Origin of the sequence: Microbacterium sp. (assembly GCF_035687345.1) — a bacterium.
Taxonomy (GTDB): domain Bacteria; phylum Actinomycetota; class Actinomycetes; order Actinomycetales; family Microbacteriaceae; genus Microbacterium.
Window position 1 is genome coordinate 25,535 of record NZ_DASRXZ010000057.1, and the last position, 20,864, is coordinate 46,398.

The 20,864-nt window shown below is 65.9% G+C and carries 19 protein-coding genes and 1 pseudogene; 10 read left to right on the top strand and 10 right to left on the bottom strand.

The genetic code is table 11. The features are described from left to right. Window position 1: 1 nt before the first annotated feature. Entirely contained in the window at window positions 2-421 is a 420-nt protein-coding gene (locus VFF97_RS06950; protein WP_325032760.1) for a YciI family protein, read from the bottom strand. Between the two features lie 171 nt (window positions 422-592). On the opposite strand from VFF97_RS06950, the gene VFF97_RS06955 reads away from it, so the two are divergent. Then, the gene (locus tag VFF97_RS06955) at window positions 593-973 is read left to right on the top strand and encodes a nuclear transport factor 2 family protein (protein WP_325032761.1); all 381 of its coding nucleotides are present in this window, start codon (window positions 593-595) and stop codon (window positions 971-973) included. 135 nt (window positions 974-1,108) lie between these two features. On the opposite strand, the gene erm is transcribed toward VFF97_RS06955, so the two are convergent. Continuing rightward, window positions 1,109-1,879 (bottom strand): 23S ribosomal RNA methyltransferase Erm, encoded by a 771-nt coding sequence (gene erm, locus VFF97_RS06960; protein ID WP_325032762.1) that lies wholly within the window; start codon window positions 1,877-1,879, stop codon window positions 1,109-1,111. Between the two features lie 392 nt (window positions 1,880-2,271). On the opposite strand from erm, the gene VFF97_RS06965 reads away from it, so the two are divergent. Beyond that, the gene (locus VFF97_RS06965) at window positions 2,272-3,369 is read left to right on the top strand and encodes a hypothetical protein (protein WP_325032763.1); all 1,098 of its coding nucleotides are present in this window, start codon (window positions 2,272-2,274) and stop codon (window positions 3,367-3,369) included. 233 nt (window positions 3,370-3,602) lie between these two features. On the opposite strand, the gene VFF97_RS06970 is transcribed toward VFF97_RS06965, so the two are convergent. Then, window positions 3,603-4,187 (bottom strand): helix-turn-helix domain-containing protein, encoded by a 585-nt coding sequence (locus VFF97_RS06970; protein WP_325032764.1) that lies wholly within the window; start codon window positions 4,185-4,187, stop codon window positions 3,603-3,605. A gap of 97 nt (window positions 4,188-4,284) precedes the next feature. Between VFF97_RS06970 and speB the strand changes: the two genes are divergently transcribed. The 4 genes from speB to VFF97_RS06990 all read left to right on the top strand — a co-directional run bounded on the left by speB (window position 4,285) and on the right by VFF97_RS06990 (window position 7,860). Beyond that, window positions 4,285-5,238 carry an agmatinase gene (gene speB, locus VFF97_RS06975; protein WP_325032765.1) on the top strand — a complete coding sequence of 318 codons (954 nt, stop codon included), beginning with the start codon at window positions 4,285-4,287 and terminating at the stop codon, window positions 5,236-5,238. 35 nt (window positions 5,239-5,273) lie between these two features. Continuing rightward, window positions 5,274-5,663, top strand: a complete 390-nt coding sequence (locus VFF97_RS06980) for a YybH family protein (protein ID WP_325032766.1) — start codon at window positions 5,274-5,276, stop codon at window positions 5,661-5,663. Window positions 5,664-5,828: 165 nt separating this feature from the next. Further along, window positions 5,829-7,220 carry a purine-cytosine permease family protein gene (locus VFF97_RS06985; RefSeq protein ID WP_325032767.1) on the top strand — a complete coding sequence of 464 codons (1,392 nt, stop codon included), beginning with the start codon at window positions 5,829-5,831 and terminating at the stop codon, window positions 7,218-7,220. A gap of 7 nt (window positions 7,221-7,227) precedes the next feature. Then, entirely contained in the window at window positions 7,228-7,860 is a 633-nt protein-coding gene (locus VFF97_RS06990; RefSeq protein WP_325032768.1) for a cyclase family protein, read from the top strand. A gap of 44 nt (window positions 7,861-7,904) precedes the next feature. Here VFF97_RS06990 and VFF97_RS06995 read toward each other — a convergent pair whose 3' ends face one another. The 5 genes from VFF97_RS06995 to VFF97_RS07015 form a co-directional block, all read right to left on the bottom strand. Further along, a complete protein-coding gene (locus tag VFF97_RS06995) occupies window positions 7,905-8,747 on the bottom strand; it encodes an HNH endonuclease (protein WP_325032769.1) in 843 nt (280 codons plus the stop codon). Between the two features lie 160 nt (window positions 8,748-8,907). Beyond that, window positions 8,908-10,698: a GmrSD restriction endonuclease domain-containing protein gene (locus VFF97_RS07000; RefSeq protein WP_325032770.1), complete on the bottom strand. Its 1,791-nt coding sequence runs from the start codon at window positions 10,696-10,698 to the stop codon at window positions 8,908-8,910. Between the two features lie 35 nt (window positions 10,699-10,733). Beyond that, complete coding sequence (locus VFF97_RS07005; protein ID WP_325032771.1) at window positions 10,734-13,829, bottom strand: type I restriction endonuclease subunit R; 3,096 nt, start codon at window positions 13,827-13,829, stop codon at window positions 10,734-10,736. Further along, window positions 13,826-15,076 (bottom strand): restriction endonuclease subunit S, encoded by a 1,251-nt coding sequence (locus tag VFF97_RS07010; protein ID WP_325032772.1) that lies wholly within the window; start codon window positions 15,074-15,076, stop codon window positions 13,826-13,828. Before VFF97_RS07010 ends, VFF97_RS07005 begins: the two co-directional genes overlap by 4 nt. Further along, a complete protein-coding gene (locus VFF97_RS07015; RefSeq protein WP_325032774.1) occupies window positions 15,073-16,638 on the bottom strand; it encodes a type I restriction-modification system subunit M in 1,566 nt (521 codons plus the stop codon). Before VFF97_RS07015 ends, VFF97_RS07010 begins: the two co-directional genes overlap by 4 nt. Before the next feature lie 146 nt (window positions 16,639-16,784). On the opposite strand from VFF97_RS07015, the gene VFF97_RS07020 reads away from it, so the two are divergent. Both VFF97_RS07020 and VFF97_RS07025 read left to right on the top strand, forming a co-directional pair. After that, window positions 16,785-18,020, top strand: a complete 1,236-nt coding sequence (locus VFF97_RS07020) for an MFS transporter (protein WP_325032775.1) — start codon at window positions 16,785-16,787, stop codon at window positions 18,018-18,020. A gap of 14 nt (window positions 18,021-18,034) precedes the next feature. Further along, window positions 18,035-18,538: a GNAT family N-acetyltransferase gene (locus VFF97_RS07025; protein ID WP_325032776.1), complete on the top strand. Its 504-nt coding sequence runs from the start codon at window positions 18,035-18,037 to the stop codon at window positions 18,536-18,538. Window positions 18,539-18,575: 37 nt separating this feature from the next. Here the strand turns inward: VFF97_RS07025 and VFF97_RS07030 are convergent, their stop codons facing one another. Both VFF97_RS07030 and VFF97_RS07035 read right to left on the bottom strand, forming a co-directional pair. After that, window positions 18,576-19,103: a DUF1697 domain-containing protein gene (locus tag VFF97_RS07030; protein WP_325032777.1), complete on the bottom strand. Its 528-nt coding sequence runs from the start codon at window positions 19,101-19,103 to the stop codon at window positions 18,576-18,578. A 21-nt stretch (window positions 19,104-19,124) separates the two neighbouring features. Next, entirely contained in the window at window positions 19,125-19,517 is a 393-nt protein-coding gene (locus VFF97_RS07035; RefSeq protein ID WP_325032778.1) for a VOC family protein, read from the bottom strand. Between the two features lie 68 nt (window positions 19,518-19,585). Here VFF97_RS07035 and VFF97_RS07040 point away from each other — a divergent pair, with 68 nt between their 5' ends. Continuing rightward, on the top strand, window positions 19,586-20,362 hold the full coding sequence (locus VFF97_RS07040) for a TetR/AcrR family transcriptional regulator (RefSeq protein ID WP_325032779.1): 777 nt from the start codon (window positions 19,586-19,588) through the stop codon (window positions 20,360-20,362). Between the two features lie 91 nt (window positions 20,363-20,453). Further along, window positions 20,454-20,864 (top strand): annotated as a pseudogene (locus VFF97_RS07045) (HNH endonuclease); the annotation flags it as partial.

Genomic DNA, 20,864 nt, shown 5'->3' on the forward strand with positions numbered 1-20,864 from the left:
ATCACTCGGTGCCGAGCTCGGCCCGCCACTCCTTCTCCTTCTTCACGTACTCGTTGTCGGAGTAATCCGCGAAGTCGGTCTCGTCGGTCACGCGGCGCACCTCGAGCTTGTTGCCCGGCGTGAGCGGCGCGCGCTTGGCCCACTCGACAGCCTCTTCGGGAGTCGCGGTCTGGACGATCCAGAACCCGTTGAACAGCTCGTGCACCTCGCCGTAGGGGCCGTCGCTGACGATCGGGGTCTCGCCGGAGAAGTCGACCACGTAGCCCGGCTCGGGCGAGAGGCCTTCGCCGGCCACGAGCACGCCGGCCTTGATCATCGACTCGTTGTAGGCGCCCATCGCGTTGATGACCGCCTCGAAGTCCATCTTCTCGTACGCGTCTACGGCCTCCTGGGTCGCCCGCATGATCAGCATGTGCTTCATCGATTCGTTCCTTCGTTCGGTTCCGTATGGGAGGCCGTTTGCCTCCTCTCACTATCGCGTCGAACGGCGACATCGGGAATCGACATCGGGCCCGAGGAATCTTCGGATGCGTGCTTCAAGCCCCTTGTGAGCGCGCGACGCGCTTGTTGGGGTGGGTTCATGAGTTCCGTCATGAGTGAACTGCTGCGTCTCGAGATGGCCGGGTGGGAGTCGCTGTGCGACGGCTCGGGCGACGACTTCTACGGCCGGATCATGACCGACGACGGCGTCATGGTGATCGCCGACGGCACGGTGCTCGACCGCGATGCGGTCGTCGAGTCGCTGCGCGATGCTCCAGCCTGGAGCACGTACGAGATCTCCGATGAGCGCGTTGTGTCGCTGGGCGCGGATGCCGCGGCCCTGGTCTACACGGGCAAGGCGTCGCGCCCCGGCGACGAGGCTCCGTTCACGGCGGCGATGTCGAGCGTGTACGTGAAGGTGTCGGGGGAGTGGCGCCTGGCGCTGTACCAGCAGACCCCCTCCTCGGTCGCTGAGCCCGGCGCCGGCCGCTGAGCCCCCTTCCTCGGTCGCTGAGCCCGTCGAAGCGTCGTCGCCCCCACACGCCGGATGCTGAGCGAGCCGCAGGCGAGACGAAGCGCCCCACGCGAGGCCCCCTTCGTCTCGCTGCGCTCGCTCAGGACCCGGTGTTCACGTCACGGCCCTCCACAGCGCCGCCCACTGCTCCGACCGCAGGTCACGCGGCAGGCGGCATCCGTCGATCCGCGCCTCACGCACCACGGCCTTCGCCTGCCCCCGCGTCACGCGCGCACTGTGCTGCACGAGCGCGACGAGGTCGCCGCCCTTGCCCGTGAACATGTCGCGCACGAACCGCTCGTACGCAGCGCGATCCCGCGGATCGACGAGCGGCGACCCGCGCCGCGTGATGCCGATGATGCCGCCGTCGACGCTCGGCACCGGACGGAAGTGCCGCGCCGGCACCCGCCCGTGCAACCGGAACTCGAACCACGGAGCGGCCTGCGCGCTCATCATGGTGCCGCCGCCGACGCCGGCGCGCTTGCGCGCAACCTCCCACTGCGTGAGGAGGATCGCGTGACGCCAGGACCGGCGCGTCAGCATCCGTCTCATGATCGGGGTCGTGAGGTGGAACGGCACGTTGCCGACGACGACGGGTTGATCGAGCGGATGCCGCAGTGCATCGGCATGCTGCACGCGAACGTTCGGCAGCCGGCGCCGCAGCGTGTTCACTCGGTGCTCGTCGATGTCGATGGCCACGAGGGGTCGCCCGAGGCGGGCGAGCGGTGTCGTGAGGGCGCCGTCGCCCGCGCCGATCTCGAGGATCGGGCCGTCGGTGGACGCGACGAGGTCGACGATCGCGTGGATCGTCGGGCGGTGGATGAGGAAGTTCTGGCCGAGCTCGTGTCGGCCGCCGTGTACGGAACGGCGAGGGTGGGTTCGCATCGAGCGCTCCAAGGAGAAGGGTTGGAGCACCCCGGATGCGGGCGTCGGCCGAGAACCGGCGGAGGTGGGACGCGCGCCCGGGGTGCGAGGACTCCCGGAAGACGGCGCTTACGCGAAGATCAGCGAGGGCGCCGTCAGGCGCGGCGCTCGCGGATGTAGAAGCTGCACGCCGTCATCGGCGCGCTCTTCGTCATTCCCATACCCACGAGGGTCCATGGTACCCGCGGTCGCTGCCCTTCGTCTCGTTGCTGCGCTCCTCGCTCAGGGTCCGGGTACCCGGTCGCTGAGCGAGCGAAGCGAGACGAAGCGTCGCCCCCGGTCGCTGAGCCCGTCGAAGCGTCGTACCCCCCGCACCTTCCGCCCGCGCACAGCGCTCACTACACTGACGCGCCATGAGCGGCGCCGACTCCGACCCGCCCGTCGAGCGCGCGGCGACCGGGGCGATGGGCTCGGGGTACGCCCAGCAGTCCGGGGTGCAGCACTCCGCGGAGAGTTACGCCATGCCGATGCTGCGTCGCGCAGTCGACGCGGTCGTGTTGCCCGCATCCGGTTCGCCGTTCCGCGTCGCGGACCTGGGTGCCGCAGCCGGCACGAACTCGCTGCAGCCGATGCGCGTCGTGGTCGACGGTGTGCGGGCCCGCGCCGGCGAGCGCGTCCCGGTGACCGTCGTCCACACCGACATCCTCGCGAACGACTTCGACGTGCTGCTGGCGAACGTCATGTCGACGCCCGGCTCGTACGCGACCGAACCCGACGTGTTCGCCTTCGCGGAGGCCCGCTCGTTCTACGAGCGGCTGATCCCGGCGGGCGACCTGCACCTGGCGTGGAGTGCGATCGCGGTGCACTGGGTGTCGCGCGTGCCCGAGCCCATCCCCGACCACATCTTCAGCACGCGAGCGCACGGGCGCGTGCGGGCGGCGCTCGAGCAGCAGGCGCGCCGCGACTGGGTCGCGTTCCTCACCCACCGGGCGGACGAGCTCGCGCCGGGCGGCCAGCTCGTCGTGGTCGGGGGTGCCGCGGACGACGACGGCTCGAGCGGCGCGGAGGCGCTGATGGACACCGCGAACGCCGTGCTCACGGAGATGGTGTCGGACGGTCAGCTGGGCGCGGCGGAGTACGCCCGCATGTCGATCCCGACCTGGAACCGCACGCAGGCCGAGTTCCTGGCCCCGTTGCGGGACGGCCCGCTCGCGCAGGCGTGGACCCTGGAGGAGCACGAGCTGCTGCGCGCGCCCGACACGCTGCTGGAGGAGTACGAACGGTCCGGCGATGCGGGTGCGTTCGCGGCCGCGGTCGTCGACTTCTTCGACGCCGCGTTCATGCCGTCGCTGCTCAGTGCTCTCGACTCGGCGCGCTCGCCCGATCAGACGGATGCGTTCGTGTCGGAGTTCAAGAGGCGGTTCGCCGAACGGATCGCATCCGATCCGCCCTCGGTGGAGACGCACTGGCACGTCCTGCTGTTGCGGCTCACCCGCCGCCCCGGTCGCTGAGCTTGTCGAAGCGTCGCGTACCCCCCGGTCGCTGAGCTCGTCGAAGCGTCGCCCACCTGACCGCCCTTCGACACGGCGCTCCGCGCCTGCTCAGGGACCGGGTTCTGCGGCCGCTGAGCCCTCGCCCGGTCGCCGGCCGCTCACCACCCGGCCGCTGAGCGAGCGAAGCGAGACGAAGCGCTCCCTCGCAACCCCGGTCGCTGAGCCCGTCGAAGCGTCATCCCCGAGCTCCGCTACGCCGACCCGCTCCACGGCGCCGGAACGATCACCCACACCACACTCGCCGGCTTCCCGCCGTCGACGTACCACGTGTGCGGCTCTCGCCCCGGGAACGTCAGCGCATCCCCGGCGCCGAGCGTCACCGACCGGTCCGAGAACCGCACCACGACGGTTCCCTTCACGACGTGCAGCACCTCGACGTCGCAGTTGATCGTGTAGAGCTCTTTGCCGCCGTGCGCGTCGGGCGCCAACTCCGACCGCAGCAGTTGCACGCGGTGCTCGCTGCGCGGTGACATGAGCCGTTCCTCGGCGTGCACGCCGCCGAGGTTGATGCGCGGCGCATCCGCGTATGTCACCCGCTGGATCTCGGGCTCCGCGAACAGCGATCCGATCGGAAGCGACAGCACTTGGCACAGCTGCACGAGGGTGGCGACGCTGGGGGAGGTCTCGTCGCGCTCGACGCGACTCAGGAAGCCCTTCGACAGCCCGGTGGTCTCGGCGAGCCGTCCCAGCGAGAGGCCTTGACCCGTGCGTGCCGCGCGCAGGCGGGCTCCGATCGGGGTGGCGTTGGCGTCGGCATCCGGATGAATCGCGCGCATGTCTCTCCCTCGAAAAGCCCGCGGCTCTTGACGCGGATGCGACCGCGGGCGTACCGTGGCCGCAACGTTGCTTACAGAGTATCGAAAGTTGTCAAATATGCAACCCTCCCACACGCCGGAGCCGCGCGGCCCTGTCGACGCGAGCGTCGTGCCGCGGTTCGCGGGCATCGCGACGTTCGCGCGCCTTCCGCGGTTGGACGAGGTCGAGAAGGCGGATGTCGCGATCGTCGGCGTCCCGTTCGACAGCGGTGTGAGCTACCGTCCCGGCGCGCGCTTCGGCCCGGCGCACGTGCGCGAGGCGTCGCGTCTGCTGCGTCCGTACAACCCCGCACAGGGGGTGTTCCCGTTCGGCGCACAGCAGGTCGCAGACGCCGGAGACATCGCCGCGAACCCGTTCGACATCGCGGCCGCGGTCGCCGAGATCGAGGCCGGTGCGCGTGAGCTGCGGAGCCGCGCCGACCGTCTCGTCGCGATCGGGGGCGACCACACGATCGCGCTGCCGCTGCTGCGCGAGGTGACCTCGGTGCACGGTCCGGTCGCGGTGCTGCACTTCGACGCGCACCTCGACACGTGGGACACGTACTTCGGCGCCCCGACGACCCACGGCACTCCATTCCGGCGAGCGTCGGAGGAAGGGCTCATCGATCTCACCGCGAGCATGCATGTCGGCATCCGCGGCCCCCTCTACGCGAAGAGCGACCTCGAAGACGACGCGCGGCTCGGCTTCGCGATCGTCACGAGCGAGTACGTCGAGGAGCACGGCGTGCCGTCGGCGGTCGACCGCATCCGCGCTCGCGTCGGCCACAAGCCGCTCTACATCTCGATCGACATCGATGTGCTCGACCCGGCGCACGCGCCGGGAACGGGAACGCCCGAGGCCGGCGGGCTCACGAGTCGTGAGCTGTTGCGGATGCTGCGTGCCCTCACCGACCTGCGGATCGTCGGCGCCGACGTGGTCGAGGTCGCGCCCGCGTACGACCACGCGCAGCTCACGGCGGTCGCGGCGAGCCATGTCGTGTACGAGCTGCTGAGCGCGATGGCGCCGAGGTAGGCGCATCCGTTGATTCGTCTTCAAAGGAGAAGCACATGACGAGACCTGACCCCGCGGCCGTCGAAGCCGCCGCTGCCGCGATCGTCGACGCGTTCGCCGCGACCGACGGCGAGCGGTACTTCGCCGCGTTCTCTCCGGATGCCACGTTCGTCTTCCATCCCGAGCCGCGGCGCCTCGAGAACCGTGCCGAATACGAACGCCTGTGGGAGGGGTGGGTCGCCGACGGTTGGCGTGTGACGTCGTGCACGTCGAGCGACCCGCGCGTGCAGGTGTTCGACGGCGGTGCGGTGTTCTCGCACACCGTCGACACGTCGGTCGAGACATCCGATGGTCCTGAGTCGTATCGCGAGAGGGAGACGATCGTGTTCGTCGTCGACGGCGACGAGCTGGTCGCCGTGCACGAGCACCTCTCGCCGTTCTCCTAACCCCTCCCGGGGTCGCTGAGCCCGTCGAAGCGTCCCGCCCCCGTCGCTGAGCCCCCGCCCCGGTCGCTGAGCCCCCGCCCCGGTCGCTGAGCGAGCCGCAGGCGAGACGAAGCGCCCACCTCAATACCCGAATCCCCCTCAACCCAACCCGAAGGAGCCCCAACGATGTCGCTCTACTCCCGCCTCGAGCAGCGGCTCGAAGCCCAGTCCGATGACGCCGGTCCTCTCGTCGGCACGTATTCGACCGGCCGCCTGTTCATGATCTGGTTGGCGGCGAACCTCGTCGTCACGACGCTGCTCACCGGAACGCTGTTCGTGCCCGACGTGAATTACGGCCTCGTGCTGCTGCTGATCGTGCTCGGCACCGTGATCGGCGCGGCGGTGCTCGTCGCGGTCGGGACGATCGGTCGCCGCACGGGCCTGCCGACGATGGCGCTCACGCGCGGCCCGTTCGGAACGCGGGGGAGTCTGCTGCCGGTCGCCGCGAACGTCATCATCCTCATGGGCTGGAGTTGGGTGCAGGCGATGCTCGCCGGCATCGCGCTGGACTACATCGTGATGACGTTCACGGGCTTCTCGTCGCCGGTGATCTTCGCCGTGCTGTGCCAGACGATCGTCGTGATCCTCGCGATCTTCGGCCACGCGGGCGTCGCGCGCGTCGAGCCGTGGTTCGCAGCCGTGATCCTCGCGATCGCCGCGTACATCTTCGTGGTGGCGTTCTCGACGTACGGTCCGGCCGAGTTCACGTCGATCCCGGCATCCGCCGAGCCGTACTACGACGCGGGTCTCGTGTTCGACGTCGTGCTCGCGACGGCCATCTCGTGGACCGTCCTCTCGGCCGACTTCAACCGCCTCGCCGGCAGCACGCGTGCGAGCGTGATCGGCTCGGGCGTCGGTTACACGCTGTCGACGGTCATCTCGATGTCGCTCGGCGCGACGGCGATGGCGTTCGTGATCCTGAGCGGGGGAGAGGCGATTCCGTTCGACCCGGTGACGATCATCGAGCCCTTCGGCTGGGCGTTCGGCCTCGCGATCTTCCTGTCGGTGATGGCGACGAACACGATGGTGGTCTACGGCATGGTGACGACGGTCGTGAACGCGATCCCCGGCCTGCGGATCAAGTTCCTGCCCGCCGCGCTCGTCCTCGGCGTGATCTCGATTCTCGGTGCGACGCTGTTCGGCCTGCTCGACCAGTTCACGAACTTCCTCGTGACGATCGGCGCGCTGTTCGCCCCGATCTTCGCGATCATGATCGTCGACTACTACTTCATCAGGCGCTCGTCGTACGACCGCGACATCCTGCAGGTGAAGGGCGGCCGCTACTGGTACACGGCCGGCGTGAACTGGCTCGCGATCGGCTCGTGGTTCGTCGGAGCCGCCCTCGCCTACGTGTGGGCCTACGTGTGGCCGCTGCCGTTCGGCTCGACCGCGCCCGCGTTCATCGTGACGTTCGTGCTGTATCTCGCGGTGTCGTGGCACCGGCGCCCGAAAGGGGCGATCACGCCGGTCGGCAACCTGGCCTCCGAGGCTGGGTCTGAGGCCGCAGTCAAGGCATGATGAGCGGATGCTGCGAGACCTGAGCCACCCGATCCGCGACGGCATGACGGTCTACCCCGGGGATCCCTCGGTGGCTGTGCGGCCGGCTCTGTCGCTGGAGACCGATGGCGTGGAGGTCGCGCGCATCGACATGGGTTCCCACACGGGGACCCATGTCGATGCGCCGGCCCACACCGTGGCGGGTGGGCGGACGATGGCTTCCGTTTCGCTCGACGAGCTCGTGGGGGAGGCGGTGGTGCTGCGGGTTCCGGGTGCATCGCCGGGGTCTGCGTACGGGCTCGAGGAGCTGACGCTAGACGGCGGTGCCGTTCCGGACGAACTGCCTCGGATCGTGATCATCGACACGGGGTGGGCGCAGTGGTTCGGGTCGGAGCGGGCGTTGCGGCATCCGTTCATGTCCGCTGCTGCGGCGAAGGAACTGTGGGCGCGGGGGATGCGCGTGCTCGCGGTGGACACGCTGAGTCCGGATGAGACGGGTGGTTCGGCGTTTCCTGTTCACGACGTCGTGCTCGGTGGGGATGGGCTCATCGTCGAGAACGTGTGCGGGCTCGAGGGGCTGCCGGGCCGGGTGGAGGTGGGATTCTTCCCGTTGCGGTTGGAGGGCGATGGGGCGCCGGTGCGGGGGGTGGCGTTTCTCTAGACTGATTCACCCCGCCGCTCGAAGTGTTGGACCCGACGGCGCCCCTAGTGCCACTTTGCGAACTGCTCGAAGCGCTCCGCAAGCCGATCGCGATCGGGGTAGGCCTTGCGACTCATGGGCAGGCGAATGCGGCGTCCGTGCATATCCTGTAGCCCGTGTCGAAGCATCGGGCCGTCGACCTCGTCGAGTAGGTCTCTGTCGATCCGCACCTCATAGTCTGGCGTGATTCCCATCAGGGAACGGTCGTAGGCGGCGTGGTGAATCTTGCACATCGCGAGGCCATTCGAGACATGTGGAACTCCATGCTCCTGCGCGTCACCGATGATGTGCGCGGCGTCGAGAAGCTCGGAGTGCCTGAGATCGCAGACTGTGCAAGCTCCCCCATACGCGTGAAGCACGCGGGCGCGGAAGATCGGCTGGTGTAGGCGGGTACGGACGATCGTCTCTGCGTACTTGCGCTGCTGCTCGGTGTATTCCATCGGGTCGCCGAGAAAGCTAAGCGCCGGGTCGAGCGGGAACCGCACAACCCGAGCGACCGAATCATTCTCCGCGATGATGATCGGGTAGAAGGGCACGTAATAGCCCTCGCGCACAGCTCGGAAGTAAACGATCGGGTCGCGGTTCTCCCACGCGCGGACGAGCTTGACGTTGTCCGAGCTATCACCTGCCCGATAGTGGTAGGTCACCCAGCCGTCATCGCTCTCGGAGTCGGAGTAACGGTTGGCTTTCCACCCAGACATGATCGACAGGGTGGACGAGAATGAGGCAGGGTTCCGAATGCCCTTGCCCCGGTCGAGCAGAGGAATGCGCTCGCCTTTGTACTCGTACGACCTGAGGACGGAGCTGTGTATCTCGTATCCGCCGCGTCCGATGAACTGCTCGTCCAACCACCGGAAGATGTCAGCCCGGATCGTCGCTTCCTCAGCTCGGCTTCGTGCCACCGGTCGCCACCTCCTCATACGTGCGCTCCTGCGCATGCCCAAGCATCATCAGTCTGACTACTCCAAGTGCTCGCGTGGAATACCCGATGGACGAGTAACCGCGCAACTACAGAGCCAGGTAGTACGCCTTTATGATCTGGGCCATCAAGAACCTTCGTTCCTTGAGAAACGCCTGGTAGGACTCGGCGCTAGTCGTCCGGAGACTCGCGGGAATGGCATTGGCTGCGAGGTTCGAATCGAGCTCGGCGGCGGTCGTGATCTCGCCGAGACGTAGATTGCCGTCGGCAATTTGTGCATCGACGATCGCCATATAGTCGCCTGGGGCCCTGTCCTTGATCGCGATGTTGATTGGTGTCTCGGTTAGTGCAAAGTTAGCAATCTGGTTGTATTCGCTTCGATCGTTCACACCATGCTTGACGAGGTAGTTCTTCGGCACGACATGGTGGATGTCGCCCACCTCTTCGATCATGCTTGCAACCGTGATGTTCTTCGAAAGGAAGCCCTTGGCGCCGCCGTGGATCTGCGCGACGAGGAACGCGAGGAAGTATGGGCTGCGGACGCTCGAGGATTCCATTTCCATCGGAAGCGCGACGTTCCAGAAGTTATCGGCGAGTTGAGACGCCTCGATGTCGCGAAGCGCCTGCAGCGCGCCCACCTCATTTACCCGTCGGATGTCGGCCTCGAATGCCGTCTCGAAGCTTCCCGTGTATCGGCCAGTCAACACAGACATTACGAACCACCGCCGCACGACATACTTGATCTCCGCGTCGTTGAGAAGCTTCTCCGTTCGGAGCTTGAGGAAGAGCGCGTAGGCGAAGTTCAGCGCGTTCTTGGAGCTCACGAGTCGAGGGGAGATGAAGCCCGCCGATTTGATCGTCAGAACGAACTGCTGAAAGTTGTATTGATTGACGATCTCAAGCAAGACACGTTCGAGCCGGTCGAAAGATTCGATCGCAAGCTCCTCGCTGAACGTTCTCGTCTCAAAGTCTCGCCCCGAGAGAACACTGACAAGCGCTGCGACCTTTCCGCGGGAGAACTCCTTTATGCCCGCTACGCGAATTACGTCCGTGTATGTCGGGTCGTAGAGGTCGGATGTGTCGTCTTTCAACCACGAGATCGCCTTGAGATAGCCCGAGGCAGCGAAGGCCGTATCGTGCTCCTCGATGTCTGCATAGACGTGTGGTGCGACCGACAGATGACAGAAGTAGTCGATGAGCTTTCGGAGATTGCTGCCCAGCTGGCCGTGGCTTGAGATCTTGCTCATCGCGAAATCCGCACTGCTGAGCGGAACACCCTTTGAGTTGATCCGGATGAAGATCTCTGTGACGGTCTCGATATCGAGATCTTCGGTGAGCGTGATAATGCCGACCTGCGCCTGCTTGACGCCGGAGAGTCGCTGGAGAGCGATCTCGACACGTTCCCCGTCCACGTCGGGATTCGCATCCATATAGGCCTTCGTTGCGGAGAACGTGGAGGGGGCATTTACGAACTCTGCGACGTCGGAGATCCAGGCGCTGTCTCGGTCGATCACGGGTGTGAGCGTCGCAAACTGCTCGGTCGTGGGGTTGAACGCAATCTTGATTCGCTTCCGCTTGTAGCTCTTGTCGACAATCGGCTGGCCGACCAGGGCCGCAGTCATCGCTGTGATGCGTTGCTGGCCATCGATGAGGATCTGTTTGAACGAGGACTTCGAGCCGTCCTTGAGGCCCACGTCCGTGCTCTGCCACGTGATGAGATACCCGATGGGGAACCCGTTGTAGAGCGAGTCGAGGAGGTCACGCACCTTGGTGGAGTCCCATACGAATGGGCGTTGCATTTCAGGAATCGCCACCTGCCCGGACTTCACCCATGCGAGCAGGGTCTCGACCGAGTGCTGATGGACGGTGTACTTTGACAAGTCGTCTCCTTATGCGATGGGTTCAGGCGGCGCGGTCATCCCAGTCCGGCGAATCGTTCGAAGAACTCGGTGAGCTTGTCGATGACGCGCTGCTTCTTTTCCCCGTGTCCACCCTTGGCTGCGAATCGGCTGGCGGGTGGGAGGACTTTGGTGATGGCGGTGCCGGTGGTCTGGAGGGCGCCGTCGCGGAACGCGGCGTCGACGAACGCGTGGGCCTCGGCCGGGCGGAGGTTCTGCTCGGCGATGATGTCCTCGAGTTCGGCTTCGCGTTTCTGGGCGATGAATGCCTGCCATTCGGTGTCGATGTCGCCTTTGGGGCTGACGGTGTCGACGAACGCTTCGACGAGGTCGCGTTTGTTGCGGAACGTGGGGCTGGCGTTGACGGCGCGGGTGATCTCGGCGCGGATCTCCTTGTCCTCCCCGTCGTCGCCGTGCGCGGCACGGTACTTCTCGACGAGCATGAGGATGTAGTCGACGTTGATCTCGACCTGTTTGACAAGCTCGATCTCGAAGACCACGTCTTCGGTGATCTGCTCCTTGTCGGCGTCGCGGAGCTTCTTGAACTCGGCGTGCAGGTCGAGGTAGGTGGACTGGTAGTCCTGGTGCTGCCGGGGGGTGAGGATCTCGTTCCCGGCGAAGTCGTCGAACGAGGTGAGGATGTTCTCCAGCCGCAGGATCTGCCCGAACAGCTGGATGAACTCCTTCTGCGCGCCCTCCCCGACAGGGATAACCCCGGCGGGGAACCTGTTCAGGAGCTCGGTGACCTTGTCGGCGTACTCGGTGTAGTAGTCGGTGTAGGGCTTGAGGAGCACGATGCCGCGGGCGTCCTTGTTGCCGAACAGCTCCAGGGCGGCGTTGGTTTCTTCCTCGAGGTCCCGGAATGCGACGATGTTGCCGTACGTCTTGACCGAGTTCAGGATCCGGTTTGTGCGGGAGTATGCCTGGATGAGGCCGTGGGCGCGGAGGTTTTTGTCCACGAACAGGGTGTTCAGGGTGGTGGCGTCGAACCCGGTGAGGAACATGTTCACCACGATCGCCATGTCCAGCTCCCGGTTCTTCAGCCGTTGCGACAGGTCCTTGTAGTAGTTCTGGAACTTGTCGGCGCTGGTGTCGTACGAGGTGCCGAACATGTCGTTGTAGTCCTGGATCGCGTCTTCCAGGAACGACCTCGCGTCCGTGCTCAGCCCGTACGTGTCGAACTCCTCATCCGACAGCGTCCCGTCGTCGTCGACGGCGTCATTGGCGCCGTACGAATAGATCAGCCCGATCTTCAGCCGCTTCTCCGGCGGCAACTGCTCCATCTGCCACTGGAAGGCGTTGTAATAGCGGCGGGCGGCGTCGATCGACGCGGTCGCGAACAGCGCGTTGAACCCCCGCACCCGCTGCGCCTGCTTCACCGCCTCCGCCCCGCCGCGATGCTTGGAGAAGTCGGCGACGTTGGTGACCACCGAGTGCATGTACGAGGCGGCCCGCCTGGTCTTCTGGTCGAAGTGCTCCAGCGTGTACGCGACGATCTGCCGGATCCGCTCCGGCGCCAGCAGCGCCTTCTCCGCCTCGATCCCCGACACCTGCTTGTCCGCGACTGCACCGATCTTGATGGTCTTGACGTAGTCGATCCGGAACGGGAGCACATTCTTGTCCTGGATCGCGTCAACGATCGTGTACGTGTGCAGCTTCTCCCCGAACGCCTGCTCCGTCGTCTTCAACTGCGGGTTCCCGCCGGTGGCGGAGTTGACGGCGAAGATCGGGGTTCCGGTGAACCCGAAGAGGTTGTACCGGCGGAACGCTTTCGTGATCGCGGTGTGCATGTCCCCGAACTGGGACCGGTGGCACTCGTCGAAGATCAGCACCACATGCTGGTTGTAGATCGGGTGCTGCTTGTTGCCGGCGATGAAGTTCGACAGCTTCTGGATCGTGGTGATGATGATCCGCGCGCCCGGATCCTCGAGTTGCTTCTTCAGCACCGCGGTGGAGGTGTTGGAGTTCGCGGCGCCCTTCTGGAACCGGTCGTACTCCCGCATCGTCTGATAGTCGAGGTCCTTCCGGTCCACGACGAACAGCACCTTGTCCACCGACCCCAACCGGGACGCCAACTGAGCGGTCTTGAACGACGTCAACGTCTTCCCCGACCCCGTCGTATGCCACACATACCCGCCGGCCGCGGTCGTGCCGAGCTGCTTGTAGTTCGTGGCGATCTCGATTCGCTGCAGAATCCGCTCTGTCGCGACGATCTGATACGGGCGCATCACCAGCAGCAACCGGTCCGCGGTCAGTACGCAATACCGGGTCAGGATGTTCAGCAGGGTGTGCTTCGCGAAGAAGGTCTTCGCGAACGCCGTCAGATCACTGATCGGCTTGTTCTGCGCGTCCGCCCACCACGACGTGAACTCGAAACTGTTCGACGTCTTCCGCTTCGCACCCGCCGACTTCCGCGCCTCATCCAGATGCTGCACCCGGGTCGTGTTCGAGTAGTACTTCGTGTGCGTGCCATTGCTGATCACAAACAACTGCACATACTCGAACAGACCGCTGCCGGCCCAGAACGAGTCCCGCTGATACCGGTCGATCTGATTGAACGCCTCCCGAATCGGCACCCCGCGGCGCTTCAACTCCACATGCACCAACGGCAACCCGTTCACCAGAACCGTCACGTCATACCGACTCGCGAACCGCCCACCCCCAGCACCCTGATCGACCTCGTACTGGTTGATCACCTGCAACCGGTTGTTGTGAATGTTCGCCTTATCGATCAAACGGATGTTCTTCGTCGACCCGTCATCCCGCTGCAACAGCTGCACATGGTCTTCCTGGATCCGCACCGTCTTCTCGACGATGCCGTCGTTCTTCCCCGCGATCCTCGACTCGAAGAACGACGACCACTCCGCATCACTGAACGTCACATCGTTCAGCAACTCCAGCTGACGACGGAGGTTCGCGACCAATTCAGCCTCACTCGTGATCGTGAGACGCTCGTAGGCCTGCGCCTCCAACAGGCGAATGAACTCCGCCTCCAACGCCGCCTCAGACTGATACCCCGCAACCGCAGCAGGCTCAGGCGAATACTCCGCAACAACCGTCGACTCCGCCGACACCGCAATCGGATCAAAACGGCGAATGGAAGCCTCACTCATGCAGCGGCCTCCTCAAACGACAGAAGCCTGTCCCGGTAGTACGCGTACTGCTTCCGGCGCGCGGCAATCTCGGCAGGCAGGCCATCCGTGAGGCTGTTCACAAGTGACTCGAATGCGTCTAGTGTGCGAGCGATTCGATCCTGCTCGTCGCGAGTCGGCAGCGGCACGAGAATCTGCGCAAGGCGACCCTTCGACACGTTGAACCGCGTGACTCCGTTGGCGGTCCGAACGATCTGGGACCGCATCGCTGAGGATCGGAAGAGATGCTTAGCGTAGTGCGGGCTAAGACGTTCCACATCGTGCGGGCGGAAGCCTATGCAGAAGCTATTCAGGTAAAGCGGCTCGTCAAGGTGCTGTGTAACAACCGACGTCATACCAACTTCCGCGGCCGACTCAGACGAGCCCGTGAACAAGACGTCACCAAAGCGAAGTGACCGCTGGCGTTCTCCCTCACCGATCCGCACGAAGTCCTTTGCAGCCACGTCGACGGCGATGTTCCTAAACACGTTGACGTATGAAACGAAGCGCGCATTGCCTTCAGCGAAGTCTGCCTTGGTCTTTCCAGACAGACCGCCGAAAAGCTCACCCAGCGAACCGAGCGACGCAAAGGAGGCCCCCGGAGAACTGCAGAGGGTGTCCCGGTAGTGCTGATACTGCCGGCGCCGCGCTTCCAGCTCCGCTTCCAGCTCCGCTTCCAGCTCCGCTTCCAGCTCCGTGAACGTGTCGAGGATCCGCACGATCTCCCGCTGCACCTCCAACGGAGGCACAGGGATGACGATCCGAGCCAGCGCCTCGCCCGAGATCCTGCGGACCTTTGTGCCGGTGATGTGACGGTTCTTCTGTTCCTGGAACGAGCATGACTGAAAGAAGTAGGCGACATACTTGGGGTCGAGCGCGTGGCGGAAGATGTATGCGTCGCCGCTGACAGCCGCCTCGGTGTCGCCGAGCCAGGCCGTGGCCTTGGCAACCGCAGAGTCGTCCTCACTCGTCGTTGCGATGACGAGGTCGCCCGGCTTCGCCCGGCGCAGTCGCGATGCAAGTTCTGTTGAGGTGAACGACTCAGTTTCTTTAGTCCAGACGCCGTACGCGGTGTGGATCTGGCCGTAGTGGATGGCGGGGACTCCCGCATCCGTGAGATCTGCCTTCTGCAGTCCGTTCCCTCGAACGAACTCGCCGATCTCACCGAGCGGCCTAAATGGGACACCGCCCGGGCAGCGTTCGCGGATCAGGTCATCAATCTTGCTCACGCTTGCCCCTCGAGGTCGGCGACGATGGCGTCGATCTGGGCCCGCAACTCGGCCTGGCGAGCGACGATCCGCTTTATCTCCGCATTGAGGGCGGTGATGTCGATTTCTTCGCGGGTGTCTTCCTGCTCGACCCAGGACGAGACGGAGAGGTTGTAGCCGTTCTCGGCGATCTGGTCGTTCGGGACGAGCTTGGCGACGTGGTCGACGTTCTCGCGGGCGGTGAGCGTGTCGAGGATGTGGTCCTGGTGCTGTGGGAGCAGCTTGTTCTTGTTCCCGACGCGGGTGAACTCGGCGGATGCGTCGACGAAGAGCACGGCGTTGTCGGTCTTGCTCTTCTTGAGCACAAGGATGCACGTGGCGATGGTGGTACCGAAGAACAGATCCGCGGGCAACTGGATCACAGCATCCACGTAGTTGTTATCGACGAGATACTTGCGGATCTTCTGCTCCGCACCCCCGCGGTACAGGACGCCGGGGAACTCGACGATCGCAGCAGTGCCGTTTACCGACAGCCAGCTGAGGATGTGCATCGTAAACGCGAGGTCGGCCTTCGACTTCGGTGCGAGCACACCGGCCGGTGCGAACCGTGGGTCGTTGATGAGGAGTGGGTTCGCGTCGCCTTCCCATTTGATGGAGTAGGGCGGGTTGGACACGATCGCCTCGAACGGTTCATCGTCCCAATGCTGCGGGTCGAGCAGGGTGTCTCCGTGGGCAATGTCGAACTGCTCGTAGTTCACGTCGTGCAGGAACATGTTGATGCGGGCGAGGTTGTAGGTGGTCAGGTTGATCTCCTGCCCGTAGAACCCGCCGACGTTCTCCTTGCCGAGCACCTTCGCGAACTTCAGCAGCAGGGACCCGGACCCGCAGGCGGGGTCGTACACCTTGTTCACCCGGGTCTTCCCCATCACCGCGATGCGGGCGAGGACCTCGGACACTTCCTGCGGCGTGTAGTACTCACCGCCCGACTTGCCGGCCTGGGACGCGTACATCTGCATGAGGTACTCGTACGCGTCGCCGAACAGGTCGATCGAGTTGTCCGCGAAGTTCCCCAACGGCAGATCACCGATCGCATCCAGCAGCTTGACCAGCTTCTCGTTGCGCTTGGCGACGGTGTTGCCGAGCTTGGAACTGTTCACGTCGAGGTCGTCGAACAGGCCCCTGAGGTCGTTCTCGCTGTCGGTGCCGACCGCGGACCCTTCGATACTCGTGAACACCCGCTGCAGGGTCTCGTTGAGGTTCTCGTCCTGCGCCGCCCGTGCCCGGACGTTCTGGAACAGTTCGGACGGGAGGATGAAGAACCCCTTCTCCGCGACCGTGTCCGCCCGACCGAACTCTGCTTCCGCGTCGGGGAGCTTGGCGTAGTCGAAGGTGGTGTCACCGGCGGCGTGCTCGCCGGCGTTGATGTACGCGGTGAGGTTCTCGGAGATGTACCGGTAGAACAGCATCCCGAGCACGTAACTCTTGAAGTCCCACCCATCGACAGAGCCTCGCAGGTCGTTCGCGATCCGCCAGATCGTCTTGTGAAGTTCGGCGCGCTGGGCTTCGCTTGTGGTCGGCGTCATTGTGCTGTTTTCTGCTTTCTCGTCGGGCGGGTTGTTCAGAATGCTTCGGTGTGTGCTCTCAATGTACAGATGGTGAGAGACATCTAATCAACGACCGCGGAAGCCCGGGTCGGGCACAACACCGCGCGCCCACTACCGTCAAGGGAATGGCGTCCCCCGCGTTCACCGGCCACCTCCCCGGCGACCGCGCGTACCGCCGCCTGATCGCCGGACTCTTCTTCGCCGGAGTCGCGACGTTCGCGCAGCTGTACTCGCCGCAGGCGGTGCTGCCGCTGATCGCATCCGAGTTCGACGTCCCACCCCCGACAGCAGCGCTCGCCGTGTCGGCGACCACCCTCGGCCTCGCCGCCACCGTGATCCCGTGGTCGGCCGTAGCCGACCGCGTCGGGCGCGTGCCCGCTATGGCGGTCGGCATCGTCGCCGCCACCGTGTTCGGACTCCTCGCCCCGTTCAGCTCCGACCTCGAGATCCTCCTCGCGCTGCGGCTCCTCGAAGGCGTCGGCCTCGGAGCCGTGCCCGCGATCGCGCTCGCGTACCTCAGCGAAGAGGTCGACGCCGCACACACCGCCGCGGCGGCCGGAAGCTACATCGCCGGCACGACGATCGGCGGACTCTCCGGACGCCTCATGGCGGGCCCTATCGGAGACATTGCGGACTGGCGCATCGGCGTCCTCGCCGTGGCCGTCGTGTGCGTGGCATCCGCCGTTCTGTTTCTCGTTCTCGTGCCAAGAGCACGGGGATTCGTCCCGCTCCGCCTCCGCCCCACGCGAGGCCCATCGCTCCCACAACGCCTCGCCGAGAACCTCCGCTCGCCGCGCCAGCTCGCGCTCTACGCGCAGGGCTTCCTGCTCATGGGCGGCTTCGTCGCGCTGTACAACTACCTCGGATTCCGCCTCACCGAGCCGCCGTACTCGCTCCCGCACGCGGTCATCGGGCTTCTCTTCCTCGCGTACCTCGCGGGCACGGTCGCCTCACCCGTCGCCGGCACCCTAGCGTCGCGGTTCGGGCGCCTGCCGGTGCTCCTCGTCTCGAGTGCCGTCATGGCGGCGGGCACCGCACTGACGCTCGTCCCGGTGATCGTCGCGATCCTCGCGGGACTCCTCGTGCTCACCGCCGGCTTCTTCGCCGCGCACGCGGTCGCGTCAGGGTGGGCGCCGGCGGTGAGCGAACCGGATGCGCGAGCCCAGGCATCCGCCCTCTACTACCTCGGCTACTACGCCGGGTCGAGCCTGTTCGGCTGGTCGCTCGGCTTCGTGTTCGCGTGGGCGGGGTGGGACGGCGTCGCCCTCGCCGTGCTCGCGCTGATCGCGGCATCCGCTGCCCTCGCCGCCGGGGCGCTGCGCAACCGCACCCGCCCGGTCAACGACCGTCGCACCCGCTGACTACGCTCGAACGCATGCTGCCGAAGACCCTGCCCGACGGCGCGACCCTGCGCGAAGCGCGGCCCGGCGACGAGGCGGGGCTGCTCGCCTGCATCCGTGGGCTCGCCGAATACGAACGCGAACCGGATGCCGTCGAGAACACCGTCGACGCCCTCACGCGCACGCTCTTCGGCGAGACGCCGCACGCGTTCGCGCACGTGGTCGAGCGCGACGGCGAGATCGTCGGCATCGCGATCTGGTTCCTCACCTACTCGACCTGGACCGGCACGCACGGCATCTGGCTCGAAGACCTCTTCGTCGACGACGCGCAGCGCGGGCGCGGCTACGGCAAGGCCCTCATGGCGTCGCTCGCGGCGGTGTGCGTCGAGCGCGGGTACGCGCGCTTCGAGTGGAGCGTCCTCGACTGGAACGAGCTGTCCATCGCGTTCTACCGCTCGATCGGCGCGGTCCCGATGGACGAATGGACCACCCAGCGACTCACCGGCACACACCTCGAGCAGCTCGCGCGGGAACTCTGAATCGACGGATGCCGCCACCGCGCGGCCCCTCGTCGAATCACGCGCTCCGCGCGAACCGCTCCACGAGCCGCACCACTGTCGGCAGCCCGCGCGCCGACGCACGCGTTCTGGTGATCCGCTCGACCGTGGGAGTCGCGTGACCCTCGCCCTCGATCCTGTTGCGCACGAGCGCCCACCCCGCGCCGGCGTCGACGAGCTCGCAGCGGTTGCGGTCGGCTTCGGCCGTGGCATCCGGATCATTCGTGTCGATCGTCCCGCCGCCGTGCAGCGCGAACTCGAACCTCCGCGGATCGCGCACCGCACCATGCTTCGAGGCGAGTTCGACGAGGGTGTCGAGCGGAGTCCAAAGGATCTCGCGCTCGTGGCCCGAGCGGGCGGCGATCGACTGCTCGGCGGTCGCCACGACGTCGGCCGGGGCATCCGACTCGAACACGATCGTGCCGTTGGCCTGGAACAGCGCCGCGTCGGGGCAGCCGGCGTCGGCGAAGCCCGCGCGGATGTCGTCGGTCGACGGGTGTCCGTGTTGGCCTTGGTTGACGTTCCGCATGAACGCGACGCAGCGCATGCTCCGAGACTAGGGGAGGGCTCAGACCTGCTCGGGCGGCGTCACCCACTGCACGAGCTGGTAGACGATGCCGTTGGGGTCGGCCATCTGGAAGTAGCGCTCGCCCCACGGCTCGGTCTCGATCGGCGTGATGATCTCGACGCCGTCCTGGCGCAGGCGCTCGTAGTCGGCGTCGATGTCGTCGACGGTGAAGACGACGAGCAGCCCGTCGGCGTGGCCGGCCGCCGAGGCGGGCTTGAACGTCGACAGCCCGGTGCGCAGGTAGATGAGGTTGAAGCCGGCATCCGGATGCGCCAGCGAGCAGAACCCGTCAGCCTCCATCGCGACCTCGAAGCCCAGGTATTTGCGCGCCCATGCGGACGACGCCTCGACATCGGTGACATTGAGCGAGATGGCGGAATCGGTGATGGTCAAGAGGCGCCTCCTTATTTCGTACGACGTACAATGTATAGTGTACGGCGAAAGAATGCAAGGATGAGTTCATGACCGCGAATCGCACGGGTGCCGGCTCGCCGAGCACGACTCTGGCGCTGCTGTGGGGGCTGTCCGACGAGGCACCGCGCCGCAAGGGGCCGGCGCGTTCGGTCACGGTGGCGCAGGTGGTCGACGCCGCCCTCGCGCTCGCCGATGAGAAGGGGCTCGCCGCGCTCACGATGCGCGCGGTCGCCGAGCGCGTCGGCATCTCGACGATGTCGGTCTACACGTACGTCCCCGGCAAGCCCGAGTTGCTCGACCTCATGGTCGACGGGCTGTACATGCGCATGGAGCGGCGTGCCTTCGACGGTGAGTCGTGGCGTGAGCGGGTTTCGACGGTGGCGGAAGAGAACCGGATGCTGCTGCTCCAGCATCCGTGGATGACGGAAGTCGCCGCCCTCAGCCGCCCACCCCTCGGCCCGGGCTTGATGGCGAAGTACGAGCACGAGCTCGCCGCTTTCGATGGGACCGGACTGTCGGATGTCGATACGGATGCGGCTCTGACGTGGGTGCTGGGATTCGTGCAGGCGCATTGTCGCGCGGCGCACGACGCGCGGCGGGCGACGACCGACACGGCGATGAGCGACGCCGAGTGGTGGGAGGCGAATCAGCCGATTCTGGCGCGGGCGTTCGATCCGGAGAAGTATCCGCGCGCGGTGCGCGTCGGCGCGGCCGCGGGTGAGGCGCAGGGGAGTGCGTGGAGCGAGGAACGCGCGTGGGAGTTCGGGCTCGCGCGGACACTGGATGGGCTGGCGGTGCTGATCGAGGGTCATTCGCTTTCCTGAACCATTCCTCCCCGAGCCGAGTGCCGAGCGAGTTCTCCACGATGACTTCGGCGCACCTTGGAGTGTCGTACGTATTTTCTAAAGTCGGGGTATGTCGATCGCAGCTGAGGGGGAGTTCGTGCCTCGGGTTTCGGATGCGATGGACCGTGTGCGCGAGACGGGTGATGTGGAGACGATGTTCGCCGCGGAGTACTTCGTCACGGTGGACCGGGCCCGCCGCGAGGCTTTGGAGGATGCGGCCAGGTACGGGCGGGAGTTGCCCGGGGTGGTGGAGCGGGGCATCCGTCTCGAGATCGCGGCGGGGATGCGGATCACCGAGCACGCCGCCGGGGAGTTGATCCGGCGTGCGGAGGCGCTGGTGCACCGGTACCCGGCCGCGCTGGAGTCGTTGAGCAGGGCGAGGATGACGGTCGCGCACGCGGAGTACCTGGTGGACCGGCTGGACGAGTGCGAACCCGACGTCCGTGACGCGTTGGTCGGTGACGCGGTCGCGCTCGCCGAG